Origin of the sequence: Pseudomonas sp. HMSC067G02 (assembly GCF_001813485.1) — a bacterium.
GTDB classification, from domain to species: Bacteria; Pseudomonadota; Gammaproteobacteria; order Pseudomonadales; family Pseudomonadaceae; genus Pseudomonas; species Pseudomonas aeruginosa.
Genome location: NZ_KV812663.1, coordinates 27,349 through 46,138 on the forward strand (window position 1 = coordinate 27,349; position 18,790 = coordinate 46,138).

General features: G+C 68.3%; 11 protein-coding genes and 2 pseudogenes. 6 read left to right on the plus strand and 7 right to left on the minus strand.

Annotated elements, in window-relative coordinates:
• From HMPREF2914_RS11005 to HMPREF2914_RS11015, 3 genes and pseudogenes are all read left to right on the plus strand, one after another.
• Positions 1 to 297 (plus strand): annotated as a pseudogene (locus tag HMPREF2914_RS11005) (microcin ABC transporter ATP-binding protein); the annotation flags it as partial.
• 146 nt (positions 298 to 443) lie between these two features.
• Positions 444 to 1,625, plus strand: coding sequence for an aminotransferase class V-fold PLP-dependent enzyme (locus tag HMPREF2914_RS11010; protein ID WP_023091883.1), 1,182 nt, complete (start codon positions 444 to 446; stop codon positions 1,623 to 1,625).
• A 202-nt stretch (positions 1,626 to 1,827) separates the two neighbouring features.
• Positions 1,828 to 3,051 (plus strand): DUF2235 domain-containing protein, encoded by a 1,224-nt coding sequence (locus HMPREF2914_RS11015; protein WP_003088736.1) that lies wholly within the window; start codon positions 1,828 to 1,830, stop codon positions 3,049 to 3,051.
• A 19-nt stretch (positions 3,052 to 3,070) separates the two neighbouring features.
• On the opposite strand, the gene HMPREF2914_RS11020 is transcribed toward HMPREF2914_RS11015, so the two are convergent.
• The 7 genes from HMPREF2914_RS11020 to HMPREF2914_RS11050 form a co-directional block, all read right to left on the minus strand.
• Positions 3,071 to 4,126, minus strand: coding sequence for a copper resistance protein B (locus tag HMPREF2914_RS11020; protein ID WP_023091882.1), 1,056 nt, complete (start codon positions 4,124 to 4,126; stop codon positions 3,071 to 3,073).
• Complete coding sequence (locus tag HMPREF2914_RS11025) at positions 4,123 to 6,060, minus strand: copper resistance system multicopper oxidase (RefSeq protein ID WP_023980952.1); 1,938 nt, start codon at positions 6,058 to 6,060, stop codon at positions 4,123 to 4,125. Before HMPREF2914_RS11025 ends, HMPREF2914_RS11020 begins: the two co-directional genes overlap by 4 nt.
• A gap of 148 nt (positions 6,061 to 6,208) precedes the next feature.
• Entirely contained in the window at positions 6,209 to 6,847 is a 639-nt protein-coding gene (locus HMPREF2914_RS11030; RefSeq protein WP_003088740.1) for a YdcF family protein, read from the minus strand.
• Positions 6,844 to 7,512: an HAD family hydrolase gene (locus tag HMPREF2914_RS11035; protein ID WP_003139646.1), complete on the minus strand. Its 669-nt coding sequence runs from the start codon at positions 7,510 to 7,512 to the stop codon at positions 6,844 to 6,846. Before HMPREF2914_RS11035 ends, HMPREF2914_RS11030 begins: the two co-directional genes overlap by 4 nt.
• 1 nt (position 7,513) lies before the next feature.
• Positions 7,514 to 8,677, minus strand: coding sequence for an MFS transporter (locus tag HMPREF2914_RS11040; protein ID WP_003109654.1), 1,164 nt, complete (start codon positions 8,675 to 8,677; stop codon positions 7,514 to 7,516).
• A gap of 43 nt (positions 8,678 to 8,720) precedes the next feature.
• Complete coding sequence (locus tag HMPREF2914_RS11045) at positions 8,721 to 10,445, minus strand: carbamoyltransferase family protein (protein ID WP_015648711.1); 1,725 nt, start codon at positions 10,443 to 10,445, stop codon at positions 8,721 to 8,723.
• A gap of 179 nt (positions 10,446 to 10,624) precedes the next feature.
• Entirely contained in the window at positions 10,625 to 13,267 is a 2,643-nt protein-coding gene (locus HMPREF2914_RS11050) for a TonB-dependent receptor (protein WP_023091879.1), read from the minus strand.
• A 275-nt stretch (positions 13,268 to 13,542) separates the two neighbouring features.
• On the opposite strand from HMPREF2914_RS11050, the gene fusA reads away from it, so the two are divergent.
• The 3 genes and pseudogenes from fusA to HMPREF2914_RS32745 all read left to right on the plus strand — a co-directional run.
• Positions 13,543 to 15,651: an elongation factor G gene (fusA, locus tag HMPREF2914_RS11055; RefSeq protein ID WP_004343368.1), complete on the plus strand. Its 2,109-nt coding sequence runs from the start codon at positions 13,543 to 13,545 to the stop codon at positions 15,649 to 15,651.
• A gap of 171 nt (positions 15,652 to 15,822) precedes the next feature.
• Positions 15,823 to 18,417, plus strand: coding sequence for a bifunctional diguanylate cyclase/phosphodiesterase (locus HMPREF2914_RS11060; RefSeq protein ID WP_023091878.1), 2,595 nt, complete (start codon positions 15,823 to 15,825; stop codon positions 18,415 to 18,417).
• A gap of 159 nt (positions 18,418 to 18,576) precedes the next feature.
• Positions 18,577 to 18,780, plus strand: a pseudogene (locus HMPREF2914_RS32745) (nitrilase-related carbon-nitrogen hydrolase); the annotation flags it as partial.
• Positions 18,781 to 18,790 lie beyond the last annotated feature (10 nt).

An 18,790-nucleotide genomic window follows, 5' to 3' on the forward strand; every position in this document is an offset into this window, starting at 1 on the left:
CTGCTCGACGAACCGACCTCGGCGCTCGACCGCAGCGTGCAGTGCCAGGTGGTCGAGCTGCTGCGTCGGTTGCAGCGTCGCCACGGGCTGAGCTACCTGTTCATCAGCCACGACCTGGCCGTGGTACGCGCCCTGGCCCACGACATCCTGGTACTCAGGGACGGCCGGGTGGTGGAGCAGGGCAGCGCCGCGGCGCTGTTCAGCCAGCCGCGCCACCCCTATACCCGCGAGTTGCTCGGAGCGATACCCGCGCTGCGCCTGGAAGAGCACCTGCGGGTGGCCGGGCTGGGAATCTGAGGCGGGAAACCATGCAGACTCTAAGGATGTTCCGAAAGGTTCTTTCCAGACGCCCCGGCGCTTTTCTTAAGATCGGCCTGCGGGCCCGTCAGGGACAAGGAGCCATGTCGGCTTCCGGGGCCGTTCGATCGATTGGGGGGAATGCGATGAGTTCGTTACCGTTGTACTTCGATTACGCCGCCACCACGCCCGTGGACGAGCGCGTGATCCGGGCCATGGTGGAGTGTCTCGGCTACCAGGCGTGTTTTGGCAATCCCGCGTCGAACTCCCATGCCTACGGCCGCCAGGCGCGGCGAGCGGTGGAGCGGGCCAGGGAGCAGGTGGCCGCGCTGGTCGGCGCCAGCGCCGGGCAGATCGTCTGGACTTCCGGCGCCACCGAATCCAACAACCTGGCCCTCAAGGGCGTGGCCCAGGCGCTGGACACGCCCGGCCACCTGATCACCAGTCGCCTGGAGCACAAGGCGGTGCTGGACACCGTGCAGCAACTCGCCGATGACGGCTGGAGCGTGACCTGGCTGGCGCCCGGCGCCGATGGCCTGATCCGGCCGGAACAGGTGGAGGCGGCCTGGCGCGCCGATACCCGCCTGGTGTCGCTGATGCGGGTCAACAACGAACTCGGCACCCTGACTGACATCGCCGCCATCGGCGAACGGGTGCGCGAGCGCGGCGCGCTGTTCCACGTCGACGCGGCGCAGGCCAGCGGCAAGGTGGCGATCGACCTGGGCCGCCTGGCGGTGGACCTGATGTCGTTCTCCGCACACAAGACCTACGGGCCCAAGGGCATCGGCGCGTTGTACGTCGGGCCGCGCGCCGAGCGCCGGCTGAAGGCGCAGATCCACGGCGGCGGACACGAGCAGGGCCTGCGCTCCGGGACCCTGGCGACCCACCAGATCGTCGGCATGGGCGAGGCCTTCGCCCTCGCCGGCGAGCTTTTCGAGGAGGAGGGCAGGCGCATCGCCGGACTCCAGCGGCGTCTGCTGGAGGGGCTGGCGCAGATCGACGGCTGGCGCCTGAACGGCAGCGCCGACGCACGCATCGCGCATACCCTGAACCTGACCTTCGACAACCCCGCCTTCGTCCCCCAGGCGCTGGAGTCCAGCCTGGCGGTGTCCAGCACCTCGGCCTGCAACTCGGCGCGGCCGGCGCCATCCCACGTGCTTCTCGCCCTCGGCCACGACGCCGCCAGCGCCGGCCGCAGCGTGCGCCTGAGCCTCGGTCGCTACACCCGCGAGGCCGACGTCGACGCGGCGGTGGCCGCCCTCAAGGCCACGGCGGATAGTGGCGCGCCGGCGTGGCAGCCGTTCCTCGGGGTATCCAGGGCAGGCTGAGCGGCCGGCTCGACCCGCCCTCGCCGAAGCCAGGGGCTGCGGATAACCGCGAAGCGGTTATCCGCCCTGCGGCTCCAGGGGCTTTTCGTCTTTGCCGTCATTTCCCGGCAATGCGCGCTTGGCGGATCATCCAGGTTGGGTATCATGCGTCGCCATTCCCATCCACCGCCGACGGAAGTCAGGCTTTGCCTGCGTGAGCCCAATGGACGATCTCTCCCCCGATTCCGCCTTGCCGCCTGCCGGCAGCGCCCAGGACAACGACGCGCCGCGCCAGTTGGTGGTCTGCATCGACGGAACCTCGAACCGCTTCGGCGACCAGCCGACCAACGTGGTGCGCCTGTACCGTTCGCTGTCGCGCGATCCGCGCAGGGTGCTGGCCTACTACGACCAGGGCGTCGGCACCTTCGGCCTGAAGGAAACCCTGTTCGAGTGGCAGAAGTTTCCCTCGCGGATCGCCGGCCTGGCCTTCGGCTGGGGGCTCAAGCGCAACGTCGAGGGCGCCTATCGCTTCCTCGCCGAGCACTACCGGCCCGGCGACCAGATATTCCTCTTCGGCTTTTCCCGCGGGGCCTACGCGGTGCGCGTGCTGGCCGCGATGCTGCGCGCGGTGGGCCTGATCGATGCGCACCAGCCGCACCTCTTCGACTACGCCTGGACCCTGCTCACCACCCGCATGCCGCCCCGCGACGAAGACAAGCGGGCCGGCACGCGTCGCCGCGGACCGGACTTCGGCCTGCTGGGACGCTTCCGCAAGGTCTTCGGCCGGCAGGTGAAGGTGCACTTCCTCGGCCTGTTCGACACCGTGACCTCGGTGGGCTGGGTCTACGACCCGCTGACCGTGCCGTATTCCTCGAACAACGAAATGGTCGACGTGGTCCGCCAGGCCCTGGCCATCGACGAATGCCGCTGCTTCTTCCGGCAGAACCTCTGGTTCGGCGAGAAGGACCGCAAGTCCGACGTGTTGCAGGTGTGGTTCCCCGGCATGCACTCCGATGTCGGCGGTGGCTATGCGCCGAAGGACTCGCGGCTGGCTCTGGTGGCCTTTACCTGGATGCTCGGCGAGGCGCTGGAGGCCGGCCTGCATGTCGACCCGGCGCGCAGCCGCGACCAGTTGCGCGCACGTTCGAAGCAGGGCCCGGACCCGACCGCGCCGATCCTGCCGGTGATGACCCGGCCCTGGCGCCTGGCCGAGTGGCTGCCGCTGCTGGTCTGGGACCGCCGCAGCGGCAACCGCGCCTGGCGCTGGTCGCGTGGCCGGCCGCGCTCGCGGCCGCTGGAACCGGTCGGGCAGGAAACCCGGGTCAAGCTGCACCGTTCGGTGCAGCGGCGGCTGGACGAATGCCCCGACTACCGGCCGTGCAACCTGCCAGCGCTGGAACGCTGCGACCTCATCGACGATTCGCCGTTGCTTGACGGCTACCGCTAGCGGCTGGCCGCGATCGCGTTCAGAACCACATGCGGATACCGGCGACGAAGCGCGCCTCGTCGTCGTCCTCGCCCTCGGCGCGGGCCAGGTCGGCGCTGTTGCCGTAGGAGCGGTTCCAGGTCACCCCGATGTAGGGCGCGAACTCGCGACGGATCTCATAGCGCAGGCGCAGGCCCAGCTCGCTATCGGCAAGGCCCGAACCGATGCCGCGGGCGGGATCGTTCCTGCCGTACAGGTTGACCTCGGCGCTGGGCTGGAGGATCAGCCGGTTGGTCAACAGGATGTCGTACTCGCCCTCCAGGCGCAGCGCGCTCTGGCCGTTCTCGCCGAGGAAGGCGGTGACTTCCGCCTCGAAGTCGTAGAGCGCCAGGCCCTGCACGCCGAACGCCGCCCAGGTCTGCGGCGAGCCGGGCTTGAAATCCTGGCGCACGCCGGCGACCAGGTCCCACCAGGGACCGATGGCGTGCCCGAACAGCGCCTGGACCTCGGCGTCCTCGGTCTTGCTGTCGAGCCGTTCGCCTTCGCTGCGCAGCCACAGGCGGTTGATGTCGCCGCCGATCCAGCCGCTGGCGTCCCAGGCCAGCGCGCTGCCGTCGTCGGCGTCCTGGTATTCCAACTGGTCGAGCAGGAAGAAGCTGTTCAGCGCGCTGTCGTGCATTTTGTGCCCCTCCAGCGGCGGAAAGGCGGCACGGCGGTCGGCCTCGGTCGGCACCGGGATCGGCGTACGGCTCTGGCTGGGCGCGGCCTGCGCCGGAGGTTGCCGCGCAGCGTGGCTCATCCCCGGCATCCGGCCATGGTCCATTCCCTGGTGCTCCATGGGCTGTGCCGGGGTGGGCGATGCGGCGCCGTGGTCCATCCCCGGCATCCGGCCATGCCCCATCCCCTGGTGGTCCATGGGTTTCGCCGGGGCGGGGGTCCTCTGGCCGTGGTCCATGCCAGGCATCGCGCCGTGGTCCATGGCCGAGTGCTCCATGCCATTGTCCTGCGCGGCCTCGACGGGATTCGGCAGGCCCAGCAGCAGACCCAGGGCGAGGGCACCGCCGGCCAGGCGGGCGGGTTTCGGCTGGCGGCTCATGCGTTGTCTCCTTCGTCTACCCGCACTTCGCGGAACATGCCCATCTCCATGTGGAACAGCAGGTGGCAGTGGTAGGCCCAGCGCCCCAGGGCGTCGGCGGTGACCCGGTAGCTGCGGCGGGTGCCCGGCGGCATGTCGATGGTGTGCTTGCGCACCAGGAAGTTGCCTTGCTCGTCCTCCAGGTCGCTCCACATGCCGTGCAGGTGGATCGGGTGGGTCATCATGGTGTCGTTGACCAGGACGATCCGCAGGCGCTCGCCGTAGGTCAGGCGCAGCGGCTCGGCGTCGGAGAACTTGATGCCGTCGAAGGACCAGGCGAACTTCTCCATGTGTCCGGTCAGGTGCAGCTCGATGGTGCGCCCCGGTTCGCGGCCGTCCGGGTCGGCGAAGCGGCTGCGCAGGTCGGCGTAGGTCAGCACCCGCCGCCCGTTGTCGCGCAGGCCGAGGCCGGGGTCGGCGAGCTTCGGTGTCGGCGTCATGGTCTGCATGTCGACCAGCGGGTTGCCGTCCTCCGAAGCCGGATGGGACTGCATCGGCATGGCGCCCATGCCCATCCTGGAATGGTCCATGCCGTTCATGTCCATGCCGGCCATCTTGGAGTGGTCCATGCCGCTCATGTCCATGCCGGCCATCTTGGAGTGGTCCATGCCGTTCATGTCCATGCCGGCCATCTTGGAGTGGTCCATGCCGCTCATGTCCATGCCGGCCATCTTCGAGTGGTCCATGCCGTTCATGTCCATGCCCGACATCTTCGAATGGTCCATCTCGCTGGCGGGCCTCGTCGCCGCGCCATGCCCCATGGCGCCGTGGTCCATGCCGCCCATGCCCATGTCGTCCATGCCGATCAGCGGGCGCGGATCGGGCGTCGGCACCGGCGCGCTAAGCCCTTCGGCCAGCGCCAGGGTGCCGCGGGCGTAGCCGCTGCGGTCCATGGACTGGGCGAAGAGGGTATAGGCGCGCTCGCCGCCCGGCTCGACGATCACGTCGTAGGTCTCGGCCACGGCGATGCGCAACTCGTCGACGCTGACCGGCTCGACGTGCTGTCCGTCGGCGGCCACCACGGTCATCTTCAGGCCGGGAATGCGGACGTCGAAATAGCTCATTGCCGAGGCGTTGACGAAGCGCAGGCGGAGCTTTTCGCCGGGGCGGAACAGGCCGGTCCAGTTGCCGTCCGGCGGCTGTCCGTTGAGCAGGTAGGTATAGGTGTAGCCGCTGACGTCGGCGAGATCGGTGGGACTCATCTTCATCTCGGCCCACATCTTGCGGTCGGCCAGGGTCGCGGTCCAGCCGTTGGCGCTGACGTCGTCGATGAAGTCGCCGACGGTGCGCTTGTGGAAGTTGTAGTAGTCGGACTGCTTCTTCAGCTTGGCGAGGATGCGCTGCGGCTTCTCGTCCGACCAGTCGCTGAGCAGCACCACGTAGTCGCGGTCGTAGCTGAACGGTTCCGGCTCGCGGGCGTCGATCACCAGGGCGCCGTAGACCCCGGCCTGCTCCTGTAGCCCCGAGTGGCTGTGGTACCAGTAGGTGCCGTTCTGCCGGACCTTGAAGCGGTATTCGTAGAGACCGCCGGGAGCGATGCCCTCGAAGCTGAGGCCCGGCACGCCATCCATGTTGGCCGGCAGGATGATGCCGTGCCAGTGGATCGAGGTGTCCTCGGCGAGGCGGTTGCGCACCCGCAGGGTCACGCTGTCGCCTTCGCGCCAGCGCAGGGTCGGGCCGGGCAGCGAACCGTTGATGGTCATGGCGGTGGCCGGCGAGCCGCTGAGGTTCACCGGGGTCTCGCCGATGAACAGGTCGAAACTGTCGCCGGCGAGCAGGTTCTGCTGGCCCGGCCCGGCCAGGGCCCAGGCCGGGGCGCGCCAGAGACCCAGTCCGCCGAGCAGACCGGTGGCGGCGAGGCCTTTGACGAAGGTGCGTCGCGAAGTTCTGTGCATCCGCTGGTTTCCACGCAGGTGGCAGGACGGACTGCGCGAGCTTGCGCAGCCGGGAGGTCGCGGCCCCGCCAGGGCGGTGCGGCGATGCGGACACCCTAGCGGCGCGCGCCTGTCGGCAAGCTGTGGGGAAGATTACAGAGCTGTCAGCTCAGCGCGGCGGGTTCACCAGGTGGCGGTCGAAACCCCGCGCCACCAAGCGTTCCCAGGCGTCCATGACCTGCGCCGGGATCGGGCAGGCGACCTGGAAGCCCAGCGCCGGGTAACGCATGATGCGGTCGAGGTCGCCAACCATCTCGTCGATCACCCCGAGTACGCCGACCAGGTTCGAGATGCCGTCGGGAAATGCGTAGTCGGGCGCATCCACGTGTCCCTCCAGCCCCGGCCAGCGGACCGGCAGGGTCAGCGCCACGCGGCGGATCGAGTTGGGCTTGGTGACGAAGGTCGCGCGGCGCAGGTCGGGGAACAGCTCGCGGGCGAAGGCGATGTTCTCGGCGAAGTTGGTCGCCCGCGGCTCGATCACGATGAGGCTGTCGCTTACCCCGCGTGCCCTGGCGTGGCGGGCGAACAGCTCGGCTTCCGGCTCGACCCAGAGATGGCGCGTCCAGTGCCCGGTGTTGCCGGTGAACAGCAGGCGTTCGGCGAGGCCGCGTTCGAGCAGTTCGCAGGCGTGGTCGCAGACCCGCAGGTCGTAGGAGCCGCATACCACCAGCAGTTCGCAGGGCACATGGCAGCGGCCCTGGCCGAGGAAGTCCCAGAGCAGCCGGGCATCTTGCAGGGTCGGGCTCATGGGACGCCAACGCTCCTCTCGCTGTCGGTCGTGGCGGGGTGCCGATGCTGGCAGTACAGCCGGTCGTCTTCGCGGACGATCCGCAGCTCGCGGAAATCCCGGACCGACCAGCGCGCGCCGGCGGCGAGCAGGCCGCTCTCCTCGCCGATCGCCACGCAGGTCGCGCCGGCGGCGCAGGCGGCCTGCACGCCGCTGAGGGAGTCTTCGAACACCAGGCAGCGCGACGGTGCCACGCCGAGCCTGGCCGCGGCCAGGCGGTAGCCATCCGGAGCCGGCTTGCCGTGGACCACGTCGTCGCGGCTGACCAGTGTGCGGAACGCCGCCTGCAGGTCGTGCTGGCGCAGCACGTGGTCGATGCGTGCCGGCCAACTGCTGGTGACCAGCGCCAAGGGCACGTCCAGCCAACGCAACTGGCGGATCACCGCGGCGACGCCGGGCAGCAGGGGACAGTCGGCGCCTTCCTCCAGCGCATCGACCCGTTGCTTGAGGATCCGCCGGCGCTCCATCGGCAGGTGGCCGAACAGATAGTCCAGGGTGTAGCCGCCCGGGCGACCGTGCACGTGGTCGCGCAGGCAGTCCGGGCCGAGCGCCACGCCCTGTTCGCCGGCAACCCGGCTCCAGGCCGCGGCGATGGCTTCGCGGGAGCTGATCAGGACGCCGTCCATGTCAAACAGAACGGCTGAAAACGCTAGTCGATGCATCTCGGGCACTCTGTAGGGCAAGCCAGACCAGGACCGCGCCGCCGAGGGCGAACAGCGCCATGATCAGATAGGACCACTGCGGCAGGCCTTCGTACAGCCAGCCGGCGGCCGGACTGGCGAGGCCCATGGGCAGCGCTACCGCCAGAGAGTAGTAGATCCCCTGGGTCAGTACCCGCGCGCTTTCCGGCGCGTGGTCGCGGATGTAGCGCATCACCGCGGCGTGGTATGCGGCGAAGCTGAGGGCGTGCAGGCACTGGCCGAGGAGGATCGCGGCGAGATGTTCGCTGCCGGCCAGCAGGCCCCAGCGCAGCGCCGCGCAAAGGCTGGAGAAGAGCATCACCTGGAGCGCCGGGTGGCGGTCCAGGATGCGGTTGGAGACGGCGAAGAAGCTGATCTCGGCGATCACCGCCAGGCCCCAGAAGGCGCCGACCGAGAACGACGAGTAGCCCAGCGCCTGCCAGCCCAGCGAGGCGGTGGTGAAGTACAGCGAGTGGCTCAGCTGGATCATTCCCGCCGCGGCGATGGCCAGCAGCAGGGGGCGTTGCCGGAGGATCCCGCGCAGGTCGGGACGGCGCCTGGCGCCCGGCAGCGGCGAGTCCGGACGGCGCAGGCTGCGGCGACGGAGGAACAGGCAGGCGAGGGCGGTGAGCAGCATCGTCAGGCCGACCAGGGCGGGCACCAGTTGCTGGCCGAACCGACCGAGCAGCAGGCCGCCCAGGGTCGCGGTGAGGATGAAGGCCAGCGAACCGACCGCGCGTACCCGCCCGTAGTTCTGCAGGGCGGCCTTGTCGCGCTTGAGCAGGTAGGACTCGGTGAGCGGCAGCACGCTGGTCCAGAACGCGCCGTAGAGCACACTCAGGGCGATGAACAGCGGCAGGCCCTCGGCCAGCTGGAACAGCAGGGCGCAGGCGCCGGCCAGGGCCGCCAGCAGGGTCGCCAGGCGCAACTGGTCGATGCGCCAGTCGGCCACGTAGGTCAGCGCCACCCCGGCGATCACCTGCGGCCAGTAGGCCGCGGCGATCAACAGGCCGATCTGGCTGGCGCCGAAGCCCAGGCTGGCCAGCCAGGTCGGCCAGAACGGATAGATCAGCCCCTCGGCGGCGAAGTAGCCGGAAAAGATCAGGTACATGCCGGTTCCCGCGTCGCCGTGCCGGTTCGCTGCGGTTTGCGCCTCACTCGAAGCGCGCCCTGGCGAAGGCGTTCTCGCCCTTGCGCCAGACCAGCAGGGACTCGCCCAGCACCACCAGGTCGACCATGCCGTCCTCCAGCGCGCCGAGGGCGTCCTGCGGGGCGCAGACGATCGGTTCCTCGTGGCGGTTGAAGGAGGTGTTGATCAGGGCCGGCTGGCCGCTGCGGGCATGCCAGGCATGCAGCAGGGCGTGCATGAACGGATCGGCCTGCGGCCGGATGATCTGCGGCCGGGCGGTGCCGTCGACGTGCACCACCGCCGGGCAGCGCGCGCGGAAATCCGCATGGCAGTCGTAGGTCATGGTCATGTAGTCGGCCGCCACCTGGTCTTCACGCCAGCCAACGTAGCAAGCCTCGGCGTGTTCTACCGCGGTGACCGGGGCGAATGGCATGAACTCGGTGCGTTCCATGCGCTGATTGAGCCAGTCGTTGGCGCTGGCATCGCCGGGATGGTAGACGATGCTGCGGTTGCACAAGGCGCGCGGACCGAACTCCATGCGGCCCTTGAACATGCCCAGCACCTGGTTTTCCCGCAGCGCTTCGACCAGCGTCTCGATCAGGTTGGCCGGCCGGCTGTAGGCCAGCTGCGGGTACTGGCTGGCGATCAGCTCGGCATTCTGCGCGGCGCTGCGCGCGTCCGGCCCGAGGGCCATGCTCGGCGCCGGGAAGCGCGTACCGTTCTCGCGATAGGCCACCGCCACCGCCGCGGCCAGGGCCAGGCCGCCGTCGCCCATGCAGGGCAGCACGTAGACATCGCGGACCCCGGGGATCTCGCGCAGGCGCTGGTTCAGCTTGACGTTGCCGAACACCCCGCCGGCCAGGCACAGGTTGGCGCAGCCGGTGCGCGCCACGTGCTCCCGGGCGATGGCCACCAGCAGGTCTTCGGAGTGCCTTTGCGCGGCGGCGGCGACATCCGCCGGGCGTTCCGCCGCGCAGCGTTGCAGCAGCGGATCGCTGTAGCCGTCGTAGGAGGGCAGGTACAGTTCGCCGCAGCGGGCGCGCAGGCGGCCGTTCTCCAGGCGGATCATGTCGTTCATCAGCGGCAGCAGCTTTTCCGCGTCGCCGAACGCCGCCAGGCCGGTGATCTTGCCTTCGTGGCGGTTCGGCTTGAAGCCGAGCAGGCGGGTGATGCGCCCGTAGAAGTAGCCCAGGCTGTCGACGCTGGTCTCGCGTTGCAGGACCGTCTCGCCGCCGTCGGCGCGGTAGTGGGTGACGGTGAGCGACTGGAAGTCGCCGCGGCCGTCGCAGGTGAGGGTCAGCGCCTCGTCGAACGGCGAGCAGACGAACGCGCCGAGGGCGTGGCATTCGTGATGGTCGATGTACTCGACCTTGCCGCGCAGGCCGTTGGCGCGGACGAAGGCATCGAATTCGCCGCGCTTGGCCTTGTCGTTGGCCATTTCGTCGGCGATCCGCTTGCGCAGGTGCGGCAGGCCCTCGGGACGCTCGCGGGCTTCCTCGAGGACCCGGTCCAGATAGAGGTCGAGGTGCCGCCCGGCGTCGAACCCGGCGTTCCAGCCGTAGGCGATGCGGTCGATGTCGGCCAGGTCGATGCCGGCCTCGCCGAGCACATAGTCGATGGAGCGGCTCGGCCAGGCCTTGTGGTCCTTCTGGCGGGTGAAGCGCTCCTCGCTGGCGGCGGCGACGATCCCGCCGTCGCGCACCAGGCAGGCGCCGGCCAGGTCGTTGTTGGTGATCCCGAGAATGATCATGCGGTGTCCTCTTGCGCGAACGGGTGGGGGGCGAGAGGCGTAATAGGTTGCATGGCACCGGGAGCCCAACAACCTGCCAGATCTGGTCGCCTGCGAAATCTGGCAGGGCTACCGGATCTGGTAGCTGGACAGCCGTCGACGGGCTTGCCGGCCATACCGGCCGGGCGCCCGCGCCGGCATCAGAAGCTGTAGCTGAGGCGGCCGAACAGGATGCGCCCGTAGGGATCGGTGTAGCGCGGGTCGTAGCCGCTCTGGAAGGTGTAGGTCTGGTTGCTGAACGGCGGTTCGCGGTCGAACAGGTTCTTCACCCCGAGGGTCAGCCCCAGCGCGTGGCTGAGGCGGTAGCTGCCGGCCAGGTCCCAGAGGTTCCACGAGCCGACCTTGCCGTGGCTGGCGCGGTCGTAGTCGTTGTAGCCGCTGGTGTAGCGGTTGCTCAGGGTGGCCTGCCAGGCGTCGCGGCTCCAGGTGGCGTTGGCGACGTGCTTCCAGCGGGCGATCACGCCGACGCCCTGGAAGTCGCCGACGTTGTCCAGGTACTGGCCGCCGATCTGCTGCTGGAAGTCGTAGCGGGACACGTAGGTGCCTTGCAGGTCGAGCCCGAACTGCCCGTAGCGGCTGGCCGGGAAACGATAATCGAGGCTCAGGTCGACGCCGCTGGTCTTTACCTTGCCGAGGTTGGCCAGTCCGGTGACGACGTGATCGATCGAGCCGTCGGCCTTGCGCACGATGCGTCCGGCGTAGGCCTGCGGGTCGGCGAAGATCGCCGCTTCGGGAAACTCGGCGATCTGGTTGGCGATCCTGATCCACCAGAAGTCCAGGCCGACGGAAAGGTCGCGCAGCGGCTGGTAGACCAGGCCCAGGGTAACGTTGCGCGCGGTTTCCGGTCGCAGGTCGGTATTGCCGCCGGTGGCGTTGTAGAACTGCTGGGCGCAGTCGCGGTTGGCGATGCCGCCCTGGCTCGGCTGGCCGCCGGCGCACAGGCGCGGGTCGTCGTAGTTGGCGCTGGTATAGGTGGTGAAGGTCGGGTTGTACAGTTCGTACAGCGACGGCGCACGGAAACCTTCGCTGTAGGCGCCGCGCAGGACCAACTGGCGGAACGGCTGGAAGCGGAACGAATATTTCGGGTTGGTAGTGCTGCCGAAGTCGCTGTACTTGTCGTGGCGGATCGCCGCGCTGAGTTCCAGGCTGTCCAGCACCGGCACGTTGAGTTCGGCGTACTGCGCCTTCAGGTTGCGCTCGCCGCTGACCGTGGCGGCGGGATCGACGCCGAGGCTCTGCACGTTGCCGGCGAAGTCCTGGATGTCCTGGTGGAACGCCTCCTTGCGGAATTCGCCGCCCAGCGCCAGGGCCGCCGGCCCGGCGCCGAACCAGTCGCCGATCTCCCGGCTGGCGCGGGCGTCCAGGCCCTTGACGCGGCCGACCGAGGTACGGAAGTCGCCGCTCAGGGCATGGCTGCCGAGGTAGGCGAGGCCGGCGTCGGTCTGCGGCCCGAACGGGTTCAGCGTCCCGTTGGCGATGCCGAGGGCGGCGGCGCGATCATCGACGTAGCCGCTGTGGATATGGTCGACCACCTTGTTCTGGTTGTACGAGGCGCCGATATCGTAGTCCCAGCCGGCGAACCGGCCGTCGAAGCCGAGCAGCAGGTGCTGGCCGGTGTTCTGCGAGGATTGCAGGCGTGGCCCGAGCACGCTCTGCCGCCAGTTGACCTCCACCGGCCGGCTCGGGTCGAGGACGAAGCCGCCGGGACCGGGAGTGATGCCGTTGCCGGGATAGAAGGCGGTGCCGGGATCGATCTGCAGGCCGGTGAGGGTCCCTGGGCCGACCTGGGTAGCGTTGTCGTTGCGCGACCAGAAGTACTCCAGGCTTACGTTGTGCTCGTCGGCCAGCTTGCCGGTGGCGCGGCTGAACACCGAGGTCTTCTCGGTTTCCGGCACCAGGTCGAGGTAGCGCCACAGGCTCTGCCGGCAGATGCCGTTGCGCGGGATCAGGTCGGCGCCCTTGCAACCGCCGGCGGCCAGCGGATTGCTGGCGTTGGCGCCCTGGCTCCAGTTGCCGGGGAAGGCGGTGCCGGAGCTGTAGTCGAGGCCGCGTCCCGGCTGGTAGTTGTAGGTGTAGCCGCGGTCCTTGGCGCCGAGGCGTTCCTGCTTGTCGTAGTTGGCCACCGCGAAGACATTGAAGCGATCCTCCTCCAGCTCGCCGAAGCCCCAGCTAGCGCTGACGTTGCGCTGGTTGCCGCCGCCGTCGTGGGTGGGGGAGGCGTAGCCGCTGTCGACGCGGCCTTCGTTCAGGCTCTTGCGGGTGATGAAGTTGATCACCCCGCCGATGGCATCGGTGCCGTACAGTGCGGAGGCGCCGTCGCGCAGCACCTCGACCCGGTCGATGGCGGCGAAGGGAATGGTGTTGAGATCCACGGCGGAGCCGTCGATGGCATTGTTCGCCAGACGCCGGCCGTTGAGCAGCACCAGGGTCTTGTTCGCGCCGATCCCGCGCAGGTCGGCGAACGAGGCGCCGCCGGTGGCGCTGCCGACCGAGCGACTGGAGTTGTATACGCCCTGGTTGCCGGAAAGCCGGCCGATCAGTTCCTCGGTGCTGGTCACGCCCTGTTGGCGCAGCTCCTCGGCGCGCAGGACGCTGATCGGCACCGCGGTTTCCGCATCGACCCGGCGGATCGCGCTACCGGTCACCTCGATTCGTTGCAACTGGACCGTGGGCGGGTCGACAGGCGCCTGTCCCTCCGCCGCGGCGGCGCTGCCGGGAGCGAGCTGCAGGGCCAGCAGCAGGGCGGCGCCCAGCGGCGGGTCGGTGTGGAGCGATCGGTGCATGGTCGGGGCATCCCTTGTTCCGGTGTGTCCAGGGATGTCCGTCGAGCCGGGGGATTTTCCAGGGACGGCTTAGACCTTTGCGCCATGAGTTTATGTCCGCTGGGAACAAGCCCGGCCGTCGCGCCTTTCGTCGGCGGGCCGGAGCGGCAGAACCAGTCCCCTCTGCCGAGGTCGAAAAGCAGGCGTCGCGGCGGTGCTGTGGCGTCCTTTCTTCAGCTACATTTTTCTTTCAGCAGTCGTTCCCATCATCCAGGGCAGCACCCAAGGGGCAGATCATGGCTCGCACCACTCCCATCGAGCTTTATCGCAACATCGGCATCGTCGCCCACGTCGACGCCGGCAAGACCACGACGACCGAGCGGATCCTCTTCTACACCGGCGTCAACCACAAGATGGGCGAGGTCCATGACGGCGCGGCGACCATGGACTGGATGGTCCAGGAGCAGGAGCGCGGCATCACCATCACCTCGGCGGCGACCACGGCCTTCTGGCAGGGCTCGACCAAGCAGTTCCCGCACCGCTATCGCTTCAACATCATCGACACCCCCGGCCACGTCGACTTCACCATCGAGGTGGAGCGCTCGCTGCGCGTGCTCGATGGCGCGGTGGTGGTGTTCAGCGGCGCCGACGGGGTCGAGCCGCAGTCCGAGACGGTCTGGCGCCAGGCCAACAAGTACCATGTGCCGCGCCTGGCCTACGTGAACAAGATGGACCGCCAGGGCGCCGATTTCCTCCGCGTGGTCGCGCAGATCAAGCAACGCCTGGGCCATGTCCCGGTGCCGATCCAGCTGGCGATCGGCGCGGAGGAAAACTTCAGCGGGCAGATCGACCTGGTGAAGATGAAGGCCATCTACTGGAACGATGACGACCAGGGCACCAGCTACCGCGAGGAGGAGATCCCGGCGGAGTTGCGGGCGCTGGCCGAGGAGTGGCGGGCGCACATGGTCGAGGCCGCCGCCGAGGCCAACGACGAACTGATGAACAAGTATCTGGAAGGCGAGGAACTGAGCATCGAGGAGATCAAGGCCGGGCTGCGCCAGCGGACCCTGGCCAACCAGATCGTACCGGCGGTGCTCGGCTCCTCGTTCAAGAACAAGGGCGTGCCTCTGGTGCTCGACGCGGTGATCGACTATCTCCCGGCTCCGTCGGAAATCCCGGCGATCAGAGGCACCGACCCGGACGACGAAGAGAAGCACGACGAGCGCCATGCGGACGACGACGAGCCGTTCTCGGCGCTGGCGTTCAAGATCGCCACCGACCCCTTCGTCGGCACCCTGACCTTCGCCCGTGTGTATTCCGGGGTGCTGACTTCCGGCGATGCGGTGCTCAACTCGGTGAAAGGCAAGAAGGAGCGGGTCGGGCGGATGGTGCAGATGCACGCCAACCAGCGCGACGAGATCAAGGAAGTGCGCGCCGGCGACATCGCCGCGCTGATCGGCATGAAGGACGTGACCACCGGCGACACCCTGTGCGCCATCGACAAGCCGATCATCCTCGAACGCATGGACTTCCCCGATCCGGTGATCTCGGTGGCGGTGGAACCGAAGACCAAGGCCGACCAGGAGAAGATGGGCATCGCCCTGAGCAAGCTGGCCCAGGAAGACCCGTCGTTCCGCGTGAAGACCGACGAGGAGACCGCGCAAACCATCATTTCCGGGATGGGCGAGTTGCACCTGGACATCATCGTCGACCGCATGCGCCGCGAGTTCGGCGTCGAAGCCAATATCGGCAAGCCGCAGGTGGCCTATCGCGAGACCATCCGCAACACCTGCGAGATCGAGGGCAAGTTCGTCCGCCAGTCCGGCGGCCGCGGCCAGTTCGGCCATTGCTGGATCCGCTTCGCTCCGGCCGACGAGGGGCAGGAAGGCCTGGAGTTCCACAACGAGGTGGTCGGCGGGGTGATTCCCCGAGAGTTCATCCCGGCGATCCAGAAGGGCATCGAGGACCAGATGCAGAACGGCGTGCTCGCCGGCTACCCGCTGATTGGCCTGAAGGCGACGGTGTACGACGGCTCCTACCATGACGTCGACTCCAGCGAGATGGCGTTCAAGATCGCCGCCTCGATGGCCACCAAGCACCTCTCGCAGAAGGGCGGAGCGGTGCTCCTGGAGCCGGTGATGAAGGTCGAGGTGGTGACCCCGGAGGACTACATGGGCGACGTGATGGGCGACCTCAACCGCCGGCGTGGCCTGATCCAGGGCATGGAGGATACCCCGGCGGGCAAGGTGATCCGTGCCGAGGTCCCGCTGGGCGAAATGTTCGGCTATGCCACCGACGTGCGCTCGATGTCCCAGGGGCGCGCGAGCTACTCGATGGAGTTCGTCCGCTATGCCGAGGTACCGGCCAGCGTGGCCGAGGCGATCGTCGCCAGGCAGGGCCGCTGAGAGCCGCCGCGCGCCGCCGAGGCCAGCGGCGGCGCGCGCCTTTCCGGGAGCGGCAGCCGCATCTCCGGCGCCGATGCGCTTGCCAAGCGGGTTTTTTGACGCCCCCTGGATGCTTAACTATAAGACAGTGACCAAGGCCCGCACCTATACGGTCACAAGGATGGCGAATCGATGCTTGCTTCAGCGATTGCCAGCGGTACCGCAGTCTCCCAGGTCTCCAAGCATCTCCTAATGTTCCTGGCCGCCCTTTTCCTCGCCCTCGGTGCATGCGGCTGGGCGATCCTGCACATCGCCAGGCAGCAGGACGACATCGCCATCGAGCAGAGCCATTTCTACGTGGAAAAGGCGCTGCAGAATCGCCGGGAAAATTCCGAGCAGTTCTCCACCACCTATTCGTTCTGGACCGACGCCTACGTCTATCTGGGAAACCGGGTCGACGTGGACTGGGCCTTCACCAAGAACAACCTCGGCTCGGTGCTCTACACCACCAACGGCTACGACGGCGTCTTCGTCATCGACGACCGTGGCACTCGCTACGCCATGCTCGAGGGCGAGCTGTCCGAGCGCTCGCTGGCCGACTCGCTGGGCGCCGATGCCGGAGACATCCTCAGCGCCGCCCGCCGCGCCGCGGTGGACGAGGCGGCGATCAGCCGCTACGTCGACTTCGACGGCGCACCGGCGATCCTGGTCGCCTCGGCGATCAAGCCCACCAGCGATCATGCGCCCATCGACCTGGACAAGGCCTCGGTGATGGTCTTCGTCGACCGGCTGACCCCGGCGAAGCTGGCCAAGCTCGGCGGCGACTACGGCATCGCCAACCTGCACCTGCTGGCCGGCGGCGCGGCGGGCGACAAGGAAAGCCTGGCCCTGGAGGGCACTCCCCATCGCCTGGCCTGGGTGTCGTCGCGTCCGGGTAGCGCCATGCTGCGGGAGACCGCGTTGCCGCTGCTGGGAATCTTCGTGCTCGCCGCCGGGCTGCTGTTCTGGCTGAGCCGCAGCGCCGTGCTCAACGCTCGCGCGGTGGATCGCCAGCAGAAGGTCCTGAAACGCAGCAACCAGGCCCTGCTGGCCAGCGAGGAACGTTTCAAGTCGATAGCCGAGGCGGCCTCGGACTGGATCTGGGAAGTCGACGGGCATTTCGTCTTCACCTATCTCTCCGTGCGCTTCCGCGACGTCACCGGCTACCAGCCGGAGGCCTGGATCGGGCGGCGGCTGGACGAGTTGCTGGATAGCGATACGGTGAACATCGTCAAGTGGCTGGAAGGGCTGCCCGATGCCGGTGCGCCGTCCAGCCTGGTCTGCGCTTTCCGCGACAGCCAGGGCCAGGCGCGGGTCGGCAAGCTGAGTGCCAGCGCGATCCGCAACGGCGTCGCCAGCGGCTATCGCGGCACGGCGGCCGACATCACCGACGAAGTCGAAGCCCATGCGAAGATCCAGCATCTGTCCCTGCACGATGCCCTGACCGGCCTGCCGAACCGCAACAAGCTGTTCCAGTTCCTCGAACGCCTGCTGGCGGAAAAGGCTGGCAAGTCGCCGGTAGCGGTACTGATGCTCGACCTCGACCGCTTCAAGCCGATCAACGACCAGCATGGCCATCCCGCCGGCGATGCGGTGCTCTACGCCATCGCCGAACGGCTGCGCGCCTCGACCCGCGACCAGGACATGGTTGCCCGGCTCGGCGGCGACGAGTTCGTGGTGGTCAGTACCCACGTGTCGTCGAAGCTGGAAATCGAGAAGTTCTGTAGCCGGCTGATCGACGTGATCAACCGCGAGATCGCCTACGAAGGGCACAGCTTCCATGTCGGCGCCAGCATCGGCGTGGCCCTGGCGCCGGAGCACGGCGGCGATCCGCGCGGCCTGCTGCGTTGCGCCGACGTGGCGATGTACGAGGCCAAGGCCGCGGGGCGCAATACCTGGCGTTTCTACTTGGAAGCGATGGACTCCCATCTCGCCGAGAAGAAGCTGCGCGAGACCGAGTTGCGCGCCGCCTTGCAGAACGGCGAGTTCGAGTTGTACTACCAGCCGCGCTTCCTGGCGCAGGAACAGACGATCGCCTCGGCGGAGGCGTTGATCCGCTGGAACCATCCGCACCGCGGGCTGATCGGCCCGGACGAGTTCATCGGCCTGGCGGAAGAAAGCGACCTGATCGTGCAGATCGGCAACTGGGTGCTGCGCGAGGCTTGCGCCACCGCCGCCTCCTGGCCGGGCGAGGTGATGGTCTCGGTGAACGTGTCGCCGGCGCAGTTCATGACCGGCGATATCGTCTGGCAGGTGCGCGAGGCGCTGCGCCTGGCCCACCTGGATGCCCGCCGGCTAGAGCTGGAGGTGACCGAGAACGTCATGCTCAACGATGTCGACGGCGCGCTGCGGACCATGACGGCCCTCAAGGAACTGGGCGTCCGCCTCAACATGGACGACTTCGGTACCGGCTATTCCTCGCTCGGCTACCTGCGCACCTATCCCTTCGACAGCATCAAGATCGACAAGCGCTTCGTCGCCAGCATGGAGAAGACCGGGCGCGACCGTTCGATCGTGCAGGCCATCATCAATCTCGGCAACGCCCTGAACCTGCGGGTCACCGCCGAGGGGGTGGAGACCGAAGGGCAGATGCATATCCTGCGCGACGAGCAATGCCACGAACTGCAAGGATTCCTGCTCAGCCGGCCGCTGGATGCGCAGGGCCTGCGCGACCTGCTGGCGCGCGAGGCGGGGCAGACCCAGGCGCCACAGATTTCCGCCGAGGGCCATGCTGCGCGCCGCCCTTGAGCGGGGGCAGAAGAGACCACGCGGAGCCTCAGCGGCCCTCGGTTCAGCGAACGCCCTGCGTATGGTTCAGAGAATGCTCAACTGATTATTTGACCTGACTGATTCCCTTCCCGTCTTCGCTTGCCGACACTCCGTCCTTCCCATGGCCTTGTGCCAGGGCCAGCGCCGGTGGTCGCCACCCGCTTCGGGCGAATCGCGGTGATGGTCTGCTACGACCTGGAGTTTCCCGAATGGGTGCGCCTGCCGGCGCTGTCCGGCGCACAACTGCTCTGCGCACCGGTGAACTGGCCGGCGGCACCGCGTCCCGAGGGCGAGCGGCCGGGCGCGGCTGGGCGAATGAAAAAGGGCGCGGGCCAGTATCGGCGCCGCGCCC